We start from the raw sequence: 17845 nt of genomic DNA on the forward strand, positions 1-17845 counted from the left end.
TATATTAACATATTCAATTATGTGAATTTTAAGTTGAGTGTTTCTACGTATCTGAGTAGCATAAAAAAATTGAATCGCTGTAATTGGGAGGGAGCAATGAAGGCGATTGCCAAAACTATAGCGGCTGCAACGCTGCTAATTTCAGGAAGTGCCGTTGCCGGAGTTGTTGCTCCAGGTGACGTTCAATTTGTCGAGGCAGCAGTGCCGGTGTCTTTGACCGGTGCAGTTGGTGACCCAGCCAAAGGACGGGAATGGTTCGCCAATCGCAAACTGGGAAACTGCCTTGCCTGTCACGCGAATGATGATCTTGCCGAAGAGCAGTTCCATGGAGAGATAGGTCCGTACCTTGAGGGTATCGGAGACACCTACACCGAAGCGGAATTGCGGGCGATTGTTATCAACTCGAAGGAAGTCTTCGGGGAAGCGACAATTATGCCTGCCTTCTACAAGAGCGAAGGTTTGAACCGCGTGGCAAAGAAGTTTGCGGGAAAGACCATTCTTTCAGCAGAACAAGTTGAAGACATCGTCGCTTATCTGGCGACTTTGAAAGAATAGGCGCGTTTGCCTTGAGCGTGCTGCGTTGCTGATCAGTTCCGCACCACGCCCAGAATTATTGCTTAAGCGTATTTTCCCAAAGAGTGCTCAGCGCCTGGTGGGGAGATACGCTCCAAGGAGGATTTTTAATGACTGTTACCAGACGTGAAGCGCTTGGTTTGGCAGTGGGAGGCGCAGCCGCTCTGACGACACTGCGTTTTACCGCGCCTGCGTTTGCAGCAGGCAATGCTGTTGAAGATGCAATTATAGAGTTCACTGGTGGCGCGAAGCCGGGAAGCGGTGACATTGCCATTGGTGCACCAGAGATTGCTGAAAACGGGAACACTGTTCCGATTGAAGTGTCTGCGCCGGGTGCAGCCTCCATCATGCTGCTTGCAGCAGGCAACCCGAGCCCGGGTGTTGCGACATTCCATTTCAGCGCTCTTTCCGGCGCTCAGGAAGCCAAGACCCGTATTCGCCTTGCGAAAACGCAGGACATTGTCGCCATTGCAAAGATGCCGGACGGGTCCGCCATCATGACAAAGCGTAGTGTCAAGGTCACCATCGGTGGCTGTGGCGGTTAATCAGAAAAGGCATTGAGAAACACATGGCAAAGGTAAAACCACGCGTCAAAGTGCCTAAAAAGGCAAGCGTAAACGAAGTCGTGACCATCAAGACACTGATCTCGCACCCAATGGAATCTGGTCAGCGCAAGGACAAGAAAACCGGCGAGACCATTCCACGCAAGATCATCAATAAGTTTGCTGCCAGCTTCAATGGCGAGCCCGTGTTCATGGCAGATATTGAACCTTCTGTTTCTGCGAACCCTTACATCGAGTTTCAGATGCGGATTCCAGAGTCCGGTGCGGTTCGGTTTGAATGGACGGATGATGACGGCTCCGTCTACGACATGGAAAAGAAAATCACGGTCGCCTAGGCAGCCATTCTTTGGGAGGAGAAGGGTATGAAAAGGACGGTTTCAATACTCGCTGGGGGGCTTCTTTTCGGCACACTTAGCACTGCTGCGCTTGCAGATGACGGACGCGAACTTGTCATCGATGGCGAAACAATTGCAACAACTGCTGTTCCGGCGGATGACCATCCACTGGACGAGCTGATTTCAGGTTGGCGTTTTCGCTCTGCTGAAACTCAGGCACTGCAAATGGATGACTTTGAGAATCCTGCGTTTGTCGCCATTGAGTATGCTGAGGAAATTTGGGAAACGCCCGCTGGCAAATCCAATCAATCCTGCGCGGATTGTCATGGAGATGCGGATAACTTTGCCGGTTTGCGGACCAAGTTGCCGCGCTGGAATGACGAGATGGGCAAGCCTGCCACCATGGAAATGCTGATCAATGCGTCCATCGAGACACATCAGGGAGCAGAGCCGTGGAAGTGGGAGAGCGCCGAGATGCTGGCCATGACGGCTCTGATCGGTTTGCAATCCCGTGGCATGCCAGTCGCTATGAAGACCGACGGACCAATTGCAGACTGGGTCAAGAAGGGTGAAGAGCTTTACTACACCCGTGTTGGCCTGCTGAATATGGCCTGTGCCAACTGCCATGAAGACAATTACGGCAACATGATCCGTGCTGACCATTTGAGTCAGGGTCAGATCAACGGGTTCCCGGTGTATCGTCTGAAATGGGGTGGGCTCGGATCCATTCACCGCCGGTTTAAAGGCTGCATGGATCAGGTGCGAGCTGAGCCTTACAAGCGCGGGAGTGATGAGTTCATTGCTCTGGAAGCTTATGTAACATCTCGCGGGATGGGACTTTCAGTCGAGACCCCATCTGTTCGTAACTAAGTGATTTTGGAGGTTGCTCACTTATAGCAACCTCCTGATCTAAAACAATTTTCGAAATTCTAATAACCTACGGAGGGTGCGGAGATGATCTCGCGCCGTGATTTCTTGCAGGCTGGTGTCGCTGCAGCCGCTATTTTTGGGGCTGGGAGTTTTCCAGTGCTGGCCGCGCGTCAGGCCCTGACACAGAACCAACTTCTGGACTTCAAAACCACCGGCAATGTGACCATCATCCACTTTACGGATTGTCATGCGCAGGTGAAGCCTGTCTGGTTCCGTGAGCCCTCCGTGAATATTGGTGTGGGTGCCCAAAAGGGATTGCTGCCGCACATCACTGGTCAGGACCTGCTGAAGGCGTTCAACTACCAGACCGGAACGCCGGAAGCCTATGCCCTCACCTCTGAGGATTTTGTCTCATTGGCCCGTAGCTACGGCAAGATGGGCGGGTTGGACCGGGTGTCGACTATCGTGAAGTCGATCCGGGCAGAACGTCCTGATGCGCTGTTCCTTGATGGTGGTGATACATGGCATGGGTCGATGACGGCCACGAAGACCCAAGGCCAGGACATGGTCAACCTGATGAATGCCTTGAGCCCCGATGCGATGACCTCGCACTGGGAGTTCACCTACGGCATTGACCGGGTGAACGAGATTGTTGAGGAACTGCCCTTCCCGTTTTTGGGTGCCAACATCTTTGACAATGAATGGGACGAACCAGCGTTTGAACCCTACAAGATTTTCGAGCGCGGCGGTGCCAAAGTTGCTGTGATCGGTCAGGCCTTCCCCTATATGCCAATCGCCAATCCGGGCTGGATGTTCCCGAACCTTTCCTTCGGCATCCGCGAAGCACGTATTCAGGAAATGGTTGCGGAAGTGAAGCAGGAAGGCGCTGATGTTGTTGTCCTGCTCAGCCACAATGGTTTTGATGTAGACCGCAAGGTGGCACAGCAAGTTTCCGGCATTGACGTGATCCTGAGCGGTCACACTCATGATGCGGTGCCGGAGCCGGTGAAGGTTGGCGAGACCATGATCATCGCATCTGGCTCCAACGGTAAGTTTGTGTCTCGTCTGGATCTTGACGTCGACAAGAACGGCATCAAAGACTTCACTTACAAGCTGATCCCGGTGTTTGCCGATGTGATTGCTCCCGACCCTGAGATGGCAGCTCTGATAGAGAAAGAGCGCGCGCCGTTCAAGGAGGAGCTGGAAGAAGTCATCGGCACAACCGACAGCCTGCTTTACCGCCGTGGCAACTTCAACGGTACGTGGGATGACCTGATCTGTCAGGCGCTGATTGAGGAGCGGGAAGCAGACATTGCGCTGTCTCCGGGCTTCCGCTGGGGACCATCCCTGCTGCCGGGTGATAACATCACCCGCGAAGACATCCACAATGCCACCAGCATGACCTACCCAAATGCCTACCGCTCTGAGATGACCGGGCAGTACCTGCATGAAATTCTGGAGGATGTGGCCGACAACCTGTTCAACCCGGACCCTTACTACCAGCAGGGTGGTGACATGGTTCGCGTGGGCGGCATGGGTTACTCCATCGACGTTTCCAAGCCGGTGGGTGAGCGCGTGACCAACATGACGCTGCTGAAAACCGGCGAGACCATTGATCCTGCCAAGACCTACGTGGTTTCGGGTTGGGCCTCTGTTGGAGAGGACACCGAGGGGCCTGAGATCTGGCAAGTGGTTGAAGATTACATAAGCCGTAAAGGCACCATCACAATGGACCCCAATTCTACCGTTCGCGTTACAGGCGTGTGAGGCGAACCCTGACAGATTTTGAGATGACGAGTAATTGACATGAGTGAAAGACTAAAGTCACCTACCCGCCGAAACCTCCTGAAAGGCGGGGCCTTACTGAGTGGAGCTGCCTTGACTGGCGCTGCACTTCCAGCACGGGCGAATGACCCGGCCATCACCAATCTGCAGCCGTGGATGCAGGAGCTGGGAGACGGTGTTGATGCCATGCCTTATGGCGTGCCCTCGCAATATGAGGCGCATGTGAAACGGCGCACTGTTGAATGGCTGACGGCTGACCGCGTGAGTTCCATCAACTTTACGCCGCTGCATGAACTGGACGGCATCATCACGCCGAACGGCCTGTGCTTTGAGCGTCACCATGGCGGGGCCGCTCATATTGACCCTGCCCAGCATCGTCTGATGATCAACGGTCTGGTGGACAAAGAACTTGTGTTCACCATGGAAGACATCCTGCGGTTTCCACGAGAGAACCGGATCTACTTTCTGGAATGTGCTGCTAACTCCGGCATGGAGTGGCGCGGGGCACAGCTCAATGGCTGTCAGTTCACCCATGGCATGATCCATAACGTGATGTACACTGGCGTTCCGCTTCGGCTTTTGCTGGAAGAAGCCGGCCTGAAAACCAACGCCAAGTGGTTGATGCCGGAAGGTGCTGATGCCTCTGCCATGACCCGCTCCATTCCACTGCAGAAAGCCTTGGATGATTGCCTTGTTGCCTTCAAGATGAACGGTGAAGCTCTACGCCCTGAGCAAGGCTATCCGCTGCGTCTGGTGGTTCCGGGTTGGGAAGGCAACATGTGGATCAAGTGGCTGCGCCGCATCGAGGTGGGTGATGAGCCGTGGCACCACAGGGAAGAGACCTCCAAGTACACCGACCTGATGGAGAATGGGAAAGCTCGTCGCTTTACCTGGGAAATGGACTGTAAGTCCATCATCACCAACCCAAGCCCGCAGGCTCCTATCCTGCATAAGAGCGGTCATACGGTCCTGACTGGTCTGGCATGGTCTGGCCGCGGCACTATTCCGCGCGTAGACATCACACTAGACGGCGGCAAGAACTGGCATGCTGCCCGTATGGATGGCCTGAGTTTCGACAAGTCCATGCACCGCTTTTACTTTGAGTTTGACTGGGATGGTAAGCCGCTGCTGCTGCAATCTCGCGCACACGATTCCACGGGCTACGTACAGCCAACAAAAGATGAGCTTCGCGCTGTTCGCGGCGAAAACTCCATCTACCACAACAACGGAATCCACACCTGGTACGTTGACGAAAATGGTGAGGCGGAAAATGTTGAAATTTCTTAGTGTGCTTGCGACTGGAACGTTACTGCTCACCAGCGCGGCGACAGCTGGTTCTTTCAATATTGGCCGTGCAGCCACCCCTGCTGAAGTTGCCGCATGGAATATTGATGTGCGCCCTGATGGACAGGGCTTGCCTGCCGGACGCGGAAACGTGGAGCAAGGCGAAGAGATATTTGCAGAGCGCTGCGCCGTGTGCCACGGAGACTTCGCGGAGGGTGTTGATCGTTGGCCGGTTCTTTCTGGCGGGGACGGAACACTGACTTCCGCACGCCCGGTTAAGACCATCGGCTCTTACTGGCCGTATCTTTCAACCGTGTTTGACTATGTGAACCGTGCCATGCCATTTGGCGAGGCCCAGTCTTTGAAGCCAGATGAAGTCTACGCAATCACGGCCTTCCTGCTTTATGCCAATGATCTTGTTGAGGATGACTTTGAGCTGAGCCAGGAGAACTTCACCTCCGTACGCCTACCAAATGAAGACGGCTTTTACATGGATGACCGCGAAGAGTCGCCGGTCTTCAAAAAGCGCGATGTCTGCATGAAAGACTGTAAAGCGGACGTGAAGATCACCGCACGGGCTCAGGTTCTGGATGTGACACCGGAAGAGACGAAAGCAGCTGAGGAAGCAGCAGCTGCAACTGAAAAGCCCGAGGCCGAAGTTGTGACTGCGGCTGAACCAGCGCCTGCTGCAGAGACTGCTCCAATGCCGGAACCCGTTGCTCTTGATGATGCACTCATTAAGAAAGGCGCCAAGGTTTTCAAAAAGTGTAAGGCCTGCCATCAAGTGGGTGAGAAGGCCAAGAACAAGGTTGGTCCGATCCTGAATGATATTATCGGCCAGCAGGCGGCTGTGGTTGCCGGCTTCAAATACTCAAAGGCCCTTAAAAAGCTTAATGGTGATGGCCTTGTCTGGTCTGACGAAAATCTGGATGTCTTCCTGACCAAGCCGAAAAAGTTTGTGAAGGGCACCAAGATGACATTCGCTGGCCTCAAGAAGGAAAAAGACCGCATTGCCCTTATCGAATTCCTGAAGAGCCACTCCCAATGAGAGCACTGATACCTGCCCTCGTCCTCGCGTTTGGCTTCCTGTCAGGGGCAACTTCGGTTGCCTCTGCTCAGGATATTGCGCGTGGGGAACGCCTGTTCAATGCTTGTTTGCGATGCCATGACGTTGGCAAGGACGCAAAGAACCGCATTGGCCCTCACTTGAATGGCGTGTTTGACCGGAAGGCTGCAACCATTGAAGGCGCGACATACTCAAAGGCCATGAAGCGTGCTGGTGCTGATGGTCTGCGCTGGACAATCGACACGCTGAACATTTACATTCAAAACCCTAAAAACCTCGTCTCCGGTACCCGCATGAACTACCGGGGTATGAGAAAGGAAAAGGATCGCTCTGATCTGCTCGCTTATCTGCGCCAGTTTTCCGTGAGCCCTGCCAACATCCCAGAGGCTTCTGCCAGTCTCTTACGACAGGATGCGCCAAGCCTTCACGAGGAGACTTATCTGGATGGAGATGCTGAGTATGGCGAATATCTTTCTGGCGAATGTACCAGTTGCCATCAATCCAGCGGAGCAGACAAAGGGATCCCTTCCATCACAGGTTGGCCGCAACCAGACTTTGTGATTGCACTGCGGGCCTACAAAAAGGGACATCGGCCTCATCCTGTGATGCAGATGATCGCCAAGCGGCTCTCGGAGGAGGAGATTGCTGCGCTGGCGGCCTATTTTAAAGAATTGCATTAGAGCGGGGCCCTTTTGGCAGGCTTCGCTCAAATTATTGTTTTCACGCGTATTTCTATCAAAACCGGAGATACTTCCGGGCATACGCTTTAGGGGAGGAATTGACATATGAGACTGAACCGACGTCGTTTTCTGGGAACAGCAGCTGCAAGTGCGGCGCTCTTGTCCTCTCCTATCGCTGTGGGGCAAAAGCGGCCCCGTGTGGTCATCATTGGCGGCGGAGCTGGCGGGGCAACCGCTGCCCGCTACCTTGCCAAAGATTCGGATGGTGCTATTGAGGTGATCCTCATTGAACCCTCCCGTACTTACTACACCTGCTTCTTCTCCAACCTGGCCATTGGCGGTTTCCAACCTATGTCCAAGCTGGCACACTCCTATGGTACATTGGCCAGCGAATATGGCGTAACCGTCGTGCATGACTGGGCTTCTGCCGTAGACCGCGAGAAAAAGGTGGTCCGGCTCGCCGGCGGCGACGCCATTTCCTATGATCGCCTTGTCCTGTCTCCGGGTATCGACTTTGTAAAAGGGGCGATTGAAGGCTGGGACGTAACGGCCCAAACCAAGATGCCTCATGCTTATAAGGCTGGCACGCAGACCCAGCTGCTGAAGGCACAGATTGAGGCCATGCCGGAAGGTGGCACCTTTGCGATGGTCGCTCCACCTAACCCGTACCGCTGTCCTCCCGGCCCCTATGAGCGCGTCTCCATGGTTGCCCATGTGTTGAAACAGCGGAACCCGACTGCCAAGATCCTCATTCTTGATCCAAAAGAGAAGTTCTCCAAGCAGGGCCTGTTCATGGAAGGCTGGGAGAACCATTATGCAGGCATGGTGGACTGGCTAACGGACGAGTTCACCGGAGGTGTTCAGCGTGTTGACCCGGACACCATGGAAATTGTGTTGGAAGACGAGACCATCAAAGCGGATGTTGTGAACGTGATCCCAGCCATGCAGGCGGGCAGCATTGCCCAGCAGGCTGGTTTGACCAATGAGGCAGGTTGGTGTCCGATCGTTCCGGCAACGCTGCAGAGCCGGATGGATGAAAACATTCATGTGCTTGGTGATGCGACCCAGAACGGCGACATGCCGAAGTCCGGTTATTCTGCCAACAGTCAGGCCAAAGCTGCTGCCATGGCAATCCGCCACGCCCTCACCGGCTCACGCGCGTTCAAACCACGGTTCTCCAACACCTGCTGGTCGCTAATCTCACCAGACAACGGCGTGAAGGTTGGTGCGAGCTATGTGGCCACGGATGAGAAGATCGCAAAAGTGGACGGCTTCATCTCCCAAAACAACGAGGACGACGCCCTACGCAAGCAAACCTACGAGGAAAGCCTCGGCTGGTACGCTGGCATGACTGCGGACATGTTTGGGTAACGGATGCAAGTGTGGAGCGCTCCCCGGGTTTGTTGGGGTGTTCGGCAAGTTGCTTGGTATGGCTAGTTGTACCTAGCTACTGACGGGTGATAAATGACTTGTGAGAGCTTAAGGTTCTGGGCGCAGTAAGCCTCGCCTCTTGAGTGTAACAGGATAGTCACAGCAGTTGCTTTTAATGCGTATTAGGACGGCACTAAGTAACTTCAGCAAGTGTGAGGAACTCAAAAACTGGCAAGATGGAGTTGGGCAGTTGCTTGATAACAGCATCCGAGATTTGAAAAGCTCAAATCACTTATCCTCGGAGTGCATTACATAGCGTTTCAACAACACCATCCGAGGTAGGGGGATAGATTTTTTCTATCCCCTTTTGTGGCTTGAGTGCAGAGCCGATGTTTGCTGAAGTTATCCGACAGACATAAAAACGCAATCTCAACTCCAATAACACAAACGAACGCAGATAAGAACGTAACACCATTTCGACTGCGTTTAGTACTACACATACTGTACTACGCCGCTTCATGCGCAGACATCCGCTGCCTATCATTTGCGTTGATCACTTAGACGTTCTGCTTCACCAACAAGGAGATCGCGACGCAGCTTGGGACGCTTCCGCCGGGCCGGGCGCCGAGCAAAGCTGAATGGCGACGGCTGAGCCAGCAATTCAAGGTACATCAGAACGAGCGCCTCGCCCGCATGGAGCGTTTGAGATCGCAACTGGAAGGCTGTATGGGATGCGGTTGCCTGTCTCTGGACAAATGCGAGCTTTACAACGCTGGCGACGCCGCCTCCAGCTACGGCCGTGGCCCCCGCTTCGTCTATGGCGACAAGTCATTCAGAAAGGACAGCTAGGCTGCAATTATACGTGTTGTAATGTTTTCAGAATCTAGGCAGCAAAAAACCCGCTAAGCTTTTGGCTTAGCGGGTTTAATATTTGTTTACGGGGGTAAGATTTGAACTTACGACCTTCAGGTTATGAGCCTCTAATGTAGCAAACTCTACTATTATTATCTTTCAATAAGTTAGCCCACAAGCGGCTGATACCACTTAGCAACTTTCACAAAACGTTAACGAAATACACGACAACAAACGGCGTTATGTACAGCTTAAAATGCGTAGGGCGGTTGACGTAGTGTTGACGCAGAACTTTTAGTTTCCGTCATCCCAACGCTTGAACAGGACGTAAAGGCAATCAGGATACTCTTGCGACACTAACTCAGGTGAAACGAGCATCATCTCAATCGTGAGCCTTTGCCAGCTTTAATGCACGCATTTGACTATCGCTGAGTTCTTCGTCTTTCACTGCATTCGACCATGCGACTTTGAAGGCTTGATTGTTAGAGCTCTGGCACCAAGACAATGCAGTTGCACCAAGCGCTGTCCAACCGATGCCATCACACATCTGAGCCCATCTTTTCGCAGGGAAAGTTTCCAGTTTCTTCAGAAGGCTTAGATCTGTTTCGTCAATACGGGTCTGATTTTCGTTGCCACCGTCAACGCCCGCAGATGCAATCCAGAGAGGTTCGCTGGCGTGTAGGCCTTGCCATACATCCACTGGTGTGAGGCCCTCCCCCAAGTCGAATGCCCCGATCTTGTTATCTTCTTTGCTAGCCATCAAAAAACACATTCCCTGATCCTGCCGCAGCAGAACCACCACATCCAACGCTGTCACTGACCCGACATGCTGCACGGCCATTTACGAAGACAGTTCCGGAGCCCGCAGCCATAGCCCTGCCATGTGACGGGCATTTCTTGCATCCGTGAGCAGCAACCCCATCTCCGACCCGCACAACAGCAATTTTGTTGACGAACACATTAGGACTCCCAGCAACAGATGGCGTGGGCGGGAAACACCCGTGACCGGAGGCAATATCCCCCTTACGATATGCTGCAGGCATACACATTTCCTCCAGAACTGATAAATTAGTGATGTTGGTTAGCTCTGGTTTTCCAGTAGCTTTCTTGAGCATCTATTAAAAGCTGATGAGTAAACTCAGCGTGCTCCTTTGTGCCAAACCGATAGTCATTTGAGTACTCGGTCGTCTGAACAACACTTGTGTTCACGGTCCCATCATCCCCGATGGTCACCATAACCGAAACGATCAGAGGCAGTGTCCCTTGATTATCTTCTAGCTCAAGATCTACAGAGAACTTGAAGAGCTCGTTGTAGAAAGTAATTTGTTCGAACTTTTGCAAACTACTTCGTTCCACTGCCGTGAAGCGATATTGAGAATCCGGCGCGAAATTATCAATAAACGTCTTTGCATAATATCCAGCGATGTTCTCTGCTCGATTTGGGTCTGGTGGAGGCCCGAGGTCTTTTGGAGTTTTTCCGCTAGGTTTTATGATAAAGACATGTGCACCTGAATTTCCTAAGTTGTCGCCAAGATCATTCCAAAAATCGAATTGCATTCGATCACGACGACCGTCTGGTGGCACCACTTTTTCCCAGTTATCAGGCATGTAGTATTTGAATTTAAATTCGGGATCGTTCTTAAATAAGTATGCAACCTCAAGAGAGGTAACAATGGGGTCCTTAGAGGACGTATTAGAGAGTTCGATTGATCCAACAAAGGTCGCAATTGCGTCTTTATATTGATCAAAGTAGTCAGCATCGAATTTGCTGCGGATGATGAGAACTTGCTCTCCTCGACGCATGACAGAGATGCGATTGACGAACATCACACCGCTTGAGTTGTCTCCACCCAATACCTCTCCAAAGTCATGATCATAAGTGACTTCCCCAAAATTGAGTGCACCCCATTTAGAAGCCAGAAGCCTGCCATATCCAACACCAAGAGCAACTCGTTCAGGAATGATTTTGGCCGTATATAATCGAATCTCCAGTCGGTCCCGATTAAGAGGATCGTAGCCGATATATTCTTCAGTAAGTTCGCTAAAGACCTGAGCTTTATCTAAAATTTTGACAGGTGTATTGGTCTTGTTCCAGATAAAATCTTTCGGAGAGCTACTCGAAAGATTCAGTGAGCTTCCCGCAAAGCTAAACTTAACTTTGTTCTGATCCGATTGGGCAAGAGCGAATTTGATGGCATCATCATCAGCCATAGTGCTGTTTCCTAAACTCATAAAAATAATGAATACCAACAAAAATATTGGAGAGTGTTTCGCCATGTTTTCTTGTTCCTAATTACCACCAGTCTGGTTTCCAGTTGCAGGTTCCATCCAAGTATTTGTCAACTCCAGTCGTACCCAAACCAACTTTAAAACCACCACCAACGCCAGCGGTCGCTTTTGCTCCAGCTTCAGCCCGCAGGTTACCCTTCTCATGACCTATTTTACCATCGGCCTCAGCCCCAAACCCCACTTGACCAGATGCTTTAGCGTCTCCTGTAATGCCGATATCCCAACACTCATGCAGCGGTTCCACATCATCTTCAACGAAATAGTTCCAAACCTGAATCGCAGGATCGACCACGCGTTTGGGGGTAATAGTCACTTTGCCCGAAAATGCTGCCTCAATCAGGTGCACACTTGCCCCAAGTTTTCCACCTAATGTGGCTTGCTCTGCCGTTAAGACGACTTCTGCTTTAGCCTCGGCTTTTGCCGATACAGCAGAGCCTTCAACTTTGCCACTCATCAGATTGTCTTCATCTGTTCCAGCAGAGCCTTCAAGAAAACTTCCCTTCGCTTCAGCGCCAGCTTGTGCTTTCAGCCCCTTGCTTGTCCACTCTGCATCTGCTGCGGCTTTGCCTGAAGCACTCAACACTTTACCTTTGCCAGAGATGAAGTCTTCCTTGCCACCAAAACTTCCGTCAGCAACGGATGCATCAAACAGCTTCTTTTCGACACCAGCTTTCGCAATGCTAAAACCGTCTTCCCATTTTCCCTTAAAATCATCGTCGACAATGCGTGTCCCATTCGGATTCCTGCGGGTATATCCTGATTTTATATATTCGCGAACATCTCTTCTTACACCTGTCTGAACACCGCCATCTTGTGTTTTACGCCCTGGTCCTTCCGCTTTAAACTCCCAGCCTTCTTCCTTTTTCTCCTTCTCCTTTTTAGGAGGTATGGGCGGTAACACAATGTTGGTCTCACGCCCTTGAGCAAATTCCACGGCTTCCCACACATCAGTTCCTGTAGGATTGTCTTTAGTACAGATCGGGGAAGGAGCTGATACCGGTTGCCACTCTTCTTGCTTACCCGGCTGGGCTGCAATCTTTTGATGAAGCGGTAAATCGGAGACCAACATCTTCACAGCAGCTTCAGTGCCCTGCTTCAGATGCTCTGGTTTGAGGACCAGAGGTACATCAGTTTGCTCTTCCAAAGACGCAAGATATTGTCCTCGACCCAGATACATCGGCAGGCCATTGCCCAATGCTTTGAGTGCCTGGGCAAGTTGCTCACCGCCATACTCCAAGGCCCCAGAGCCTGAAACTACGTGATCATCTAAAATCCTTCTAATCTCGGACATGGATCACCTCAGTTCAGATTAATCTTATCGGCTTCAAGCTGTATGTGCTTCCCTTTAAGAAGGATGTTCCCCTCTTTGGACATGGACAAAACAGAGTTCTCGCCGACTTGAATGGTGAGCTGATCACCAACACGAACATTCATGATTTGTCCGACATCAATATCTTTTCGTCCTCTGACAATGGTGCTCATGGCTTTGCCAACTGTCTGCTGAAGCGATTGGCCCGCAACTATTGATTTGGTGACGCCAACGACTTCAGAGGACGCGATGCTCACAACCTCTGACTTGTTCTTCTCGACAAAAATCTGCATGTTTCCTTTCGCGAAGTTGAAAGGATCTGGAATTTTCATCTTTTCCAGCAAGTTACCGGTCTTTGAGAACAGAAGGCGTGTCTTGGCCATGATCGTAGCCGATAAAGGGTTATCCCCGACCGCAATTGATAGGTTTCCAGAGATGACCTCGTCATGATCGCCTCCAACTTCGATCGATTTATCGTTACCAATTATTTCTGATTGGTCTCTCTCAACGCGTTTAGATCGGTCATTCAGGACTTCGAGGTTCATGTCTTTTTGAGCATGGACATAGATTTCCTCACGTCCGCCTTCATCTTCGAAGCGCAGCTCATTGAAACCCTCTGCCTTGTGACTATCAGATTTGATCGACATTCGTGTTTTATGGTCAGGAAGCTTGTAAGGACTCTTGTTATTGTTGTGATACGTCCGCCCTGTGATGATTGGTTGGTCTGGGTCGCCTTCGAGGAAGTCTACGATGACCTCGTGGCCGATGCGGGGGATGGCGATGTGGCCCCAGCTGGCGCCGGCCCAGTTGGAGGACACGCGGATCCAGCAAGATGAAGTGTCGTTCTTGGCGCCATGGCGATCCCATGGGAACCAGACTTTGACCCGGCCATGTTCATCACAGTAAATCTCTTCACCTTCCGGCCCAGTGACATGGGCGATCTGCGGGCCGTCCACCAAGGGCTTTTGGTGTAGTTTGGGCCGGTATGGCAGACGGGCGGGCATGACCTCAAACCCGGCGCTGTATGTGGTGGTACCACTGCCAGCTTCCTCAGCCACCGCTTGCGGCTGGCTGCCCTGATGCGAGACAGTAAGCAAATGATACTTGATGTTGTAGTCGCCGTTCGGGTGGTCCGTGAGGGCAAACTGATGGCCCACCATCAGGTGGATGGCATTGGTGGCGCCATGACCTGTGGTGGCCTCCACACGGGCTGCCTCCAACCGGTGCTTTGTGAACGGCTTGCCGACACCATCCGCCTTGTAACGTCCCGGATACTCATAGAGCGCATAGTCTCCGGCTGAGCCGTTGTCCTCACCGCGCTGATGGGTGTGTTGCTGGTTGTAAGGTGGGTTCTTGAATGAGTAGTCGCGCTGCATGAAGCTGGTGGCGCGCAGCTGCTCACGCAGGACAAAGCTGTTGCAATAGACGCCTTTGACCGCCCCGCCGGCCATGGCGTTGTATTCCAGCTTGGGCTGGTCTGGCAGCTCGGAGACAATCTGCGGGTTATCAATGAAGTGCAGCGTATGCTGGCCGTTGGCACCATAGGTGAAGTAGTACCAGATGCCTTCCTCAGCGGTGATGCGATCTAAAAAGCTTAAGTGACTTTCCCGGTACTGCACGCAGTATTCGCGGGCCTCATGAGGCTCGGTCAAATCCCACTTCACATCCTCGACGCCGTGCTCCTTGAGCAGGATCTTGACGATCTCGGGCACGCTTTTCTTCTGGAAGATCCGGCAGTCAGAGCCGTGGGCTAAACGGTGCAGGCTAGGCAGCAGGGTGAGCGAGTAACTGGTGCGGTGATGGCCTTCATTGCCGCGGGCAATCTCCGCGATCACCCCGGAGAGATGGCGTAGGCCCTCGTATTTATGATGAATGGTCAGCGTTGCGGGCGTATCCAGCAGGCTATGCAAGTCCAGCGCATTATCGGGACTGGCAAGCTCAATCTGGATCTGCGTGAGCCCGTTAAGACGCTCCGTTGCTGAGAACCCGGTGACCAGCAATCCGGCCTCCGGCTGCGCTGGTGCTGCAAAGGTGAAGGCCAGATCTTGTTGTTGGAAGAGCTGCGGGATTTGGACAATAGCATTCATAACAAACTCACTGGCAAAAGGAAAAACAAAGGACGTGTAAGAATTAGGAGTGATCAGGCGAATTGAGTTGGCGCATCACCATCGGCGGCGGATAGGGTTTGGCATGCCATTCATCAACGGGACATAAAGTGCCCGGACGCGCGTAGGTATGGAAGGATTTTGCTGGCGCGAAGAACTCGTTCTGGCAGAGTAAGTACCCTTCGTCTCGCGCTCTTTGTCCAATTGATTGCGCCCATAGATTACCGGCGATCGCAAAGATCAGGAGCGATCCGAAAATAAGAATGAGATATGTTTTGACAGGCCATTGCAGCCGTTGATGGCCCCAGGGCGTGAAGACAAAATGAGCAATGGGGATAGCAACAGATCCAAGAGCCAAAGCCTGGATCCCATGAGCAATTTCAAAGTTATCTTGCCGGAGTTCAATGACCTGCTGCGCATAAAGAAAGTCAGAGACCGTACTCCACACCAAAAACACCATCAAAAGATCAAGCGCTGCTGCAAACCCGTGTGCTCTGCGCGGATTCCGGCCAATCCACTGGCCAAAATGAACGGTTTTATTGATGTACCAGTTGATCATCATCACCGCCTGTAGATCTGGTTATAAAGATCAGGGCCGCCAAAGTGCCAGATGGTCTCGCGTTCCAGATTATAGAAAAACCGATTGCTGCGGCGCTCAAGCTCTTCCACCTTCTGTCGCATGGAAACTTGTGCTTCACGAATGACTTGTCCGGTTTTCTGAAGGCCGCGCTCAACAGCCTCACCAGTCCAGCGCAAGGCAGCAGATAGTTTTTCTCGCAGGCCAAACATCTTGTCCAGTTGTCCAAGCGCCATGCCTACTGCCATGCCAACAACAATGGCACCAGCCGTAATGGCAAGGGCAGGAATAGCAACTGTCGTAATAGCACCTGCCAGAAGCGCGCCAGCAGCTGCAGCCGCCATACCAGCCCCAATGGCAACAGCCCCGATCGCTACATCAACAATGATGTTGGCAAACAGTTCGCTGTAAAGCTGCGTATCGCTCATGATGAACTGCATGATATCCAGGGCCACATAACAGGTGATCATGATCACCGCATTCGCCCGGCCACCTGCCCGAATAGCTTCTGGTCCAATTCCAAAAGCAACAACCTTTGGAGAGGACGACAGATACCGTGTCCCCTTAAGAACCTCGCGCACGGCAGGATAGCCCTTGAAGATCACGTAGGTCTTTCCATTGGCTATCTTTGTGTAATAACGCCCCTTAATGCCGATCTCTTTCAAAAGCTGATGTCCAGACCGGCTGTCCAGCAATGTGCCGGGCAATGTGGCCAGATCTAAAGCACCACCGGTCATAAGCGCCATGCCTTGATGGGCATCCACGATCGCCTGAGCAAATGCCTCAAGAGAGACCGCGATTGCCTCATCCTGAACCGGATTTACATCATGAGCGGCACTATGTTGCTGCGCCAATCTCTGTTCCGCCAGCGGATAGACCATCAGAATATCTCCTTGTGCGGCTGATCCCCGGGTTTGACCATCAAGCGGTGACCAGGAAACTGATCCAGAAAGCCTCGGATCTCCAGCTCTTCAGACAGGTCTTCATGCAGCGCATCTGACGAGCGTTCAGGCCGGTCACGGCCTTGCAAGACCACATGCGCTGTGCCTGCCGGATCGGTTTCCTTGGGAGCAGCTTCTGCAATCGCCTCTACCTTGCGCCGCCGCCACAACACGGCTCAGTGGCTGAGGCTTTGCTAGAGACAGGTTGCATATTCCAACTCCGCAGATCAGGCCCAAATCAAAGACTGCCTAGTGTGAACTCGCCCATAGACAGTGTCCGGGCCAAAGCTGGCCCGGATCTGACTTTCATTCTCAATGAGAATAGAGACTTAAGCAGCAGGTGCGCGCCAGTCGTCAGCACCAGAGGTGCCGGAGACTGTGTGTTCCCACATAATTTTGCGGTATGACAGTTCAATGGTGATCAGCTGAGTGAAGTCAGCGTTCTTTGGATCCTGACAATGTGGCAGGCCACACTCGATGTTGGTGATCAGCGCATCTTCAAAGGAAGTGGTGAAGAAATGCTCCTGCTTGCCGGAAGAGTTGGTGCGGTACCATTTAACTTCACATTTAGGCAACATCTCACCAGAGACCAGCGCATTATACAGCAGCGGGATGGACTTGTTCATGGAGCAGGTGAACTTGAACGGAGTGTGCACGCGCTGACCAGCTGGCTGGCCGGACTGGATATCACGAGGAATGATGACGGTGTGATCAATGGCCTGCACCATGATCTCGTCTTCATGGCCTTCCTGCCACACGTTACCGACAGAATCTTCAGTAAACGCGCCCTGAGTGATTGGCCCCTGAGTTGACCCTTCAATGGTGATATAAGCGGGTGTTGGCATAGTATGCTCCTGGTGAGCGCCCTCCGATTGCGGAACGACGCAGCAAAACAAATAAATGAACCCCATTTGACAACAATGGGCCACGGCCCCAGACCCCAGTCTGCGACAGCGTACCAACACAAGTGCAACTTGCATGCCAGAGTGGGAAAGCAAAAGAGGAGAACACACTTGGTCGGATTTACCTATTGAAATAACAAAGGAAAATAACTTGGAGGCGTGCGCAAATTTGGCCTGATTGCAGAGCACTAAGCTAAATACCGCTGCGTAAGCTTGAGCCAAAGATGGCTTACAACTCCCAAACCCAAGATAAGCATCTGATAAATATAAGAAAACAGCGAGCCAATTTTGGCCCAATCCTGACCAACAATGGCCTACCCCTGAAATATAAGGGAAAATCAGG

At 52.3% G+C, this 17845-nt stretch carries 18 protein-coding genes; 9 read left to right on the forward strand and 9 right to left on the reverse strand.

Annotated elements, in window-relative coordinates:
- The first annotated feature begins 96 nt into the window (after positions 1 to 96).
- The 9 genes from soxX to BM231_RS06495 all read left to right on the forward strand — a co-directional run bounded on the left by soxX (position 97) and on the right by BM231_RS06495 (position 8527).
- Entirely contained in the window at positions 97 to 555 is a 459-nt protein-coding gene (gene soxX / locus BM231_RS06455; RefSeq protein WP_093517757.1) for a sulfur oxidation c-type cytochrome SoxX, read from the forward strand.
- Positions 556 to 683: 128 nt separating this feature from the next.
- Positions 684 to 1118 carry a thiosulfate oxidation carrier protein SoxY gene (soxY, locus tag BM231_RS06460; RefSeq protein ID WP_093517759.1) on the forward strand — a complete coding sequence of 145 codons (435 nt, stop codon included), beginning with the start codon at positions 684 to 686 and terminating at the stop codon, positions 1116 to 1118.
- Between the two features lie 23 nt (positions 1119 to 1141).
- Positions 1142 to 1471, forward strand: a complete 330-nt coding sequence (gene soxZ / locus BM231_RS06465; RefSeq protein WP_057463825.1) for a thiosulfate oxidation carrier complex protein SoxZ — start codon at positions 1142 to 1144, stop codon at positions 1469 to 1471.
- A gap of 27 nt (positions 1472 to 1498) precedes the next feature.
- Positions 1499 to 2341, forward strand: a complete 843-nt coding sequence (gene soxA, locus BM231_RS06470; protein WP_093517761.1) for a sulfur oxidation c-type cytochrome SoxA — start codon at positions 1499 to 1501, stop codon at positions 2339 to 2341.
- An 84-nt stretch (positions 2342 to 2425) separates the two neighbouring features.
- Positions 2426 to 4108 (forward strand): thiosulfohydrolase SoxB, encoded by a 1683-nt coding sequence (soxB, locus tag BM231_RS06475; RefSeq protein ID WP_093517763.1) that lies wholly within the window; start codon positions 2426 to 2428, stop codon positions 4106 to 4108.
- A gap of 39 nt (positions 4109 to 4147) precedes the next feature.
- On the forward strand, positions 4148 to 5413 hold the full coding sequence (gene soxC / locus BM231_RS06480; protein WP_093517765.1) for a sulfite dehydrogenase: 1266 nt from the start codon (positions 4148 to 4150) through the stop codon (positions 5411 to 5413).
- The gene (locus BM231_RS06485) at positions 5397 to 6458 is read left to right on the forward strand and encodes a c-type cytochrome (protein ID WP_093517767.1); all 1062 of its coding nucleotides are present in this window, start codon (positions 5397 to 5399) and stop codon (positions 6456 to 6458) included. The genes soxC and BM231_RS06485 overlap by 17 nt, the downstream gene beginning before the upstream one ends.
- A complete protein-coding gene (locus tag BM231_RS06490; RefSeq protein ID WP_093517769.1) occupies positions 6455 to 7156 on the forward strand; it encodes a c-type cytochrome in 702 nt (233 codons plus the stop codon). The genes BM231_RS06485 and BM231_RS06490 overlap by 4 nt, the downstream gene beginning before the upstream one ends.
- Positions 7157 to 7261: 105 nt before the next feature.
- Positions 7262 to 8527 carry an NAD(P)/FAD-dependent oxidoreductase gene (locus BM231_RS06495; protein ID WP_093517771.1) on the forward strand — a complete coding sequence of 422 codons (1266 nt, stop codon included), beginning with the start codon at positions 7262 to 7264 and terminating at the stop codon, positions 8525 to 8527.
- A 1234-nt stretch (positions 8528 to 9761) separates the two neighbouring features.
- On the opposite strand, the gene BM231_RS06505 is transcribed toward BM231_RS06495, so the two are convergent.
- The 9 genes from BM231_RS06505 to BM231_RS06545 all read right to left on the reverse strand — a co-directional run bounded on the left by BM231_RS06505 (position 9762) and on the right by BM231_RS06545 (position 17445).
- Positions 9762 to 10139 (reverse strand): hypothetical protein, encoded by a 378-nt coding sequence (locus BM231_RS06505; protein ID WP_093517773.1) that lies wholly within the window; start codon positions 10137 to 10139, stop codon positions 9762 to 9764.
- Complete coding sequence (locus BM231_RS06510; protein WP_084403809.1) at positions 10132 to 10422, reverse strand: PAAR domain-containing protein; 291 nt, start codon at positions 10420 to 10422, stop codon at positions 10132 to 10134. The genes BM231_RS06505 and BM231_RS06510 overlap by 8 nt, the downstream gene beginning before the upstream one ends.
- 25 nt (positions 10423 to 10447) lie before the next feature.
- Complete coding sequence (locus BM231_RS06515; RefSeq protein ID WP_139226336.1) at positions 10448 to 11590, reverse strand: hypothetical protein; 1143 nt, start codon at positions 11588 to 11590, stop codon at positions 10448 to 10450.
- An 82-nt stretch (positions 11591 to 11672) separates the two neighbouring features.
- A complete protein-coding gene (locus BM231_RS06520; protein ID WP_093517777.1) occupies positions 11673 to 12959 on the reverse strand; it encodes a hypothetical protein in 1287 nt (428 codons plus the stop codon).
- Positions 12960 to 12967: 8 nt separating this feature from the next.
- Positions 12968 to 15064 (reverse strand): type VI secretion system Vgr family protein, encoded by a 2097-nt coding sequence (locus tag BM231_RS06525; RefSeq protein WP_139226337.1) that lies wholly within the window; start codon positions 15062 to 15064, stop codon positions 12968 to 12970.
- A gap of 43 nt (positions 15065 to 15107) precedes the next feature.
- Positions 15108 to 15647, reverse strand: coding sequence for a hypothetical protein (locus BM231_RS06530; protein WP_159437952.1), 540 nt, complete (start codon positions 15645 to 15647; stop codon positions 15108 to 15110).
- On the reverse strand, positions 15644 to 16540 hold the full coding sequence (locus tag BM231_RS06535; RefSeq protein WP_093517789.1) for a hypothetical protein: 897 nt from the start codon (positions 16538 to 16540) through the stop codon (positions 15644 to 15646). Before BM231_RS06535 ends, BM231_RS06530 begins: the two co-directional genes overlap by 4 nt.
- A complete protein-coding gene (locus BM231_RS06540) occupies positions 16540 to 16770 on the reverse strand; it encodes a hypothetical protein (RefSeq protein ID WP_208860129.1) in 231 nt (76 codons plus the stop codon). The genes BM231_RS06535 and BM231_RS06540 overlap by 1 nt, the downstream gene beginning before the upstream one ends.
- 159 nt (positions 16771 to 16929) lie before the next feature.
- On the reverse strand, positions 16930 to 17445 hold the full coding sequence (locus BM231_RS06545) for an Hcp family type VI secretion system effector (protein ID WP_057465969.1): 516 nt from the start codon (positions 17443 to 17445) through the stop codon (positions 16930 to 16932).
- Positions 17446 to 17845 lie beyond the last annotated feature (400 nt).

Source organism: Pseudovibrio ascidiaceicola, assembly GCF_900114245.1.
Taxonomy (GTDB): Bacteria; Pseudomonadota; Alphaproteobacteria; order Rhizobiales; family Stappiaceae; genus Pseudovibrio; species Pseudovibrio ascidiaceicola.

Excerpts from the sequence above, each read along its gene's own strand:
- soxX (WP_093517757.1), top strand. The coding sequence starts at position 97 with ATGAAGGCGATTGCCAAAACTATAGCGGCTGCAACGCTGCTAATTTCA.
- BM231_RS06520 (WP_093517777.1), bottom strand. The coding sequence starts at position 12,959 with ATGTCCGAGATTAGAAGGATTTTAGATGATCACGTAGTTTCAGGCTCT.
- soxA (WP_093517761.1), top strand. The coding sequence starts at position 1,499 with ATGAAAAGGACGGTTTCAATACTCGCTGGGGGGCTTCTTTTCGGCACA.
- BM231_RS06545 (WP_057465969.1), bottom strand. The coding sequence starts at position 17,445 with ATGCCAACACCCGCTTATATCACCATTGAAGGGTCAACTCAGGGGCCA.
- soxB (WP_093517763.1), top strand. The coding sequence starts at position 2,426 with ATGATCTCGCGCCGTGATTTCTTGCAGGCTGGTGTCGCTGCAGCCGCT.
- BM231_RS06525 (WP_139226337.1), bottom strand. The coding sequence starts at position 15,064 with ATGAATGCTATTGTCCAAATCCCGCAGCTCTTCCAACAACAAGATCTG.
- BM231_RS06495 (WP_093517771.1), top strand. The coding sequence starts at position 7,262 with ATGAGACTGAACCGACGTCGTTTTCTGGGAACAGCAGCTGCAAGTGCG.
- soxC (WP_093517765.1), top strand. The coding sequence starts at position 4,148 with ATGAGTGAAAGACTAAAGTCACCTACCCGCCGAAACCTCCTGAAAGGC.
- BM231_RS06505 (WP_093517773.1), bottom strand. The coding sequence starts at position 10,139 with ATGGCTAGCAAAGAAGATAACAAGATCGGGGCATTCGACTTGGGGGAG.
- BM231_RS06485 (WP_093517767.1), top strand. The coding sequence starts at position 5,397 with ATGTTGAAATTTCTTAGTGTGCTTGCGACTGGAACGTTACTGCTCACC.
- BM231_RS06490 (WP_093517769.1), top strand. The coding sequence starts at position 6,455 with ATGAGAGCACTGATACCTGCCCTCGTCCTCGCGTTTGGCTTCCTGTCA.
- BM231_RS06515 (WP_139226336.1), bottom strand. The coding sequence starts at position 11,590 with ATGGCTGATGATGATGCCATCAAATTCGCTCTTGCCCAATCGGATCAG.
- BM231_RS06535 (WP_093517789.1), bottom strand. The coding sequence starts at position 16,540 with ATGGTCTATCCGCTGGCGGAACAGAGATTGGCGCAGCAACATAGTGCC.
- soxZ (WP_057463825.1), top strand. The coding sequence starts at position 1,142 with ATGGCAAAGGTAAAACCACGCGTCAAAGTGCCTAAAAAGGCAAGCGTA.
- soxY (WP_093517759.1), top strand. The coding sequence starts at position 684 with ATGACTGTTACCAGACGTGAAGCGCTTGGTTTGGCAGTGGGAGGCGCA.
- BM231_RS06510 (WP_084403809.1), bottom strand. The coding sequence starts at position 10,422 with ATGCCTGCAGCATATCGTAAGGGGGATATTGCCTCCGGTCACGGGTGT.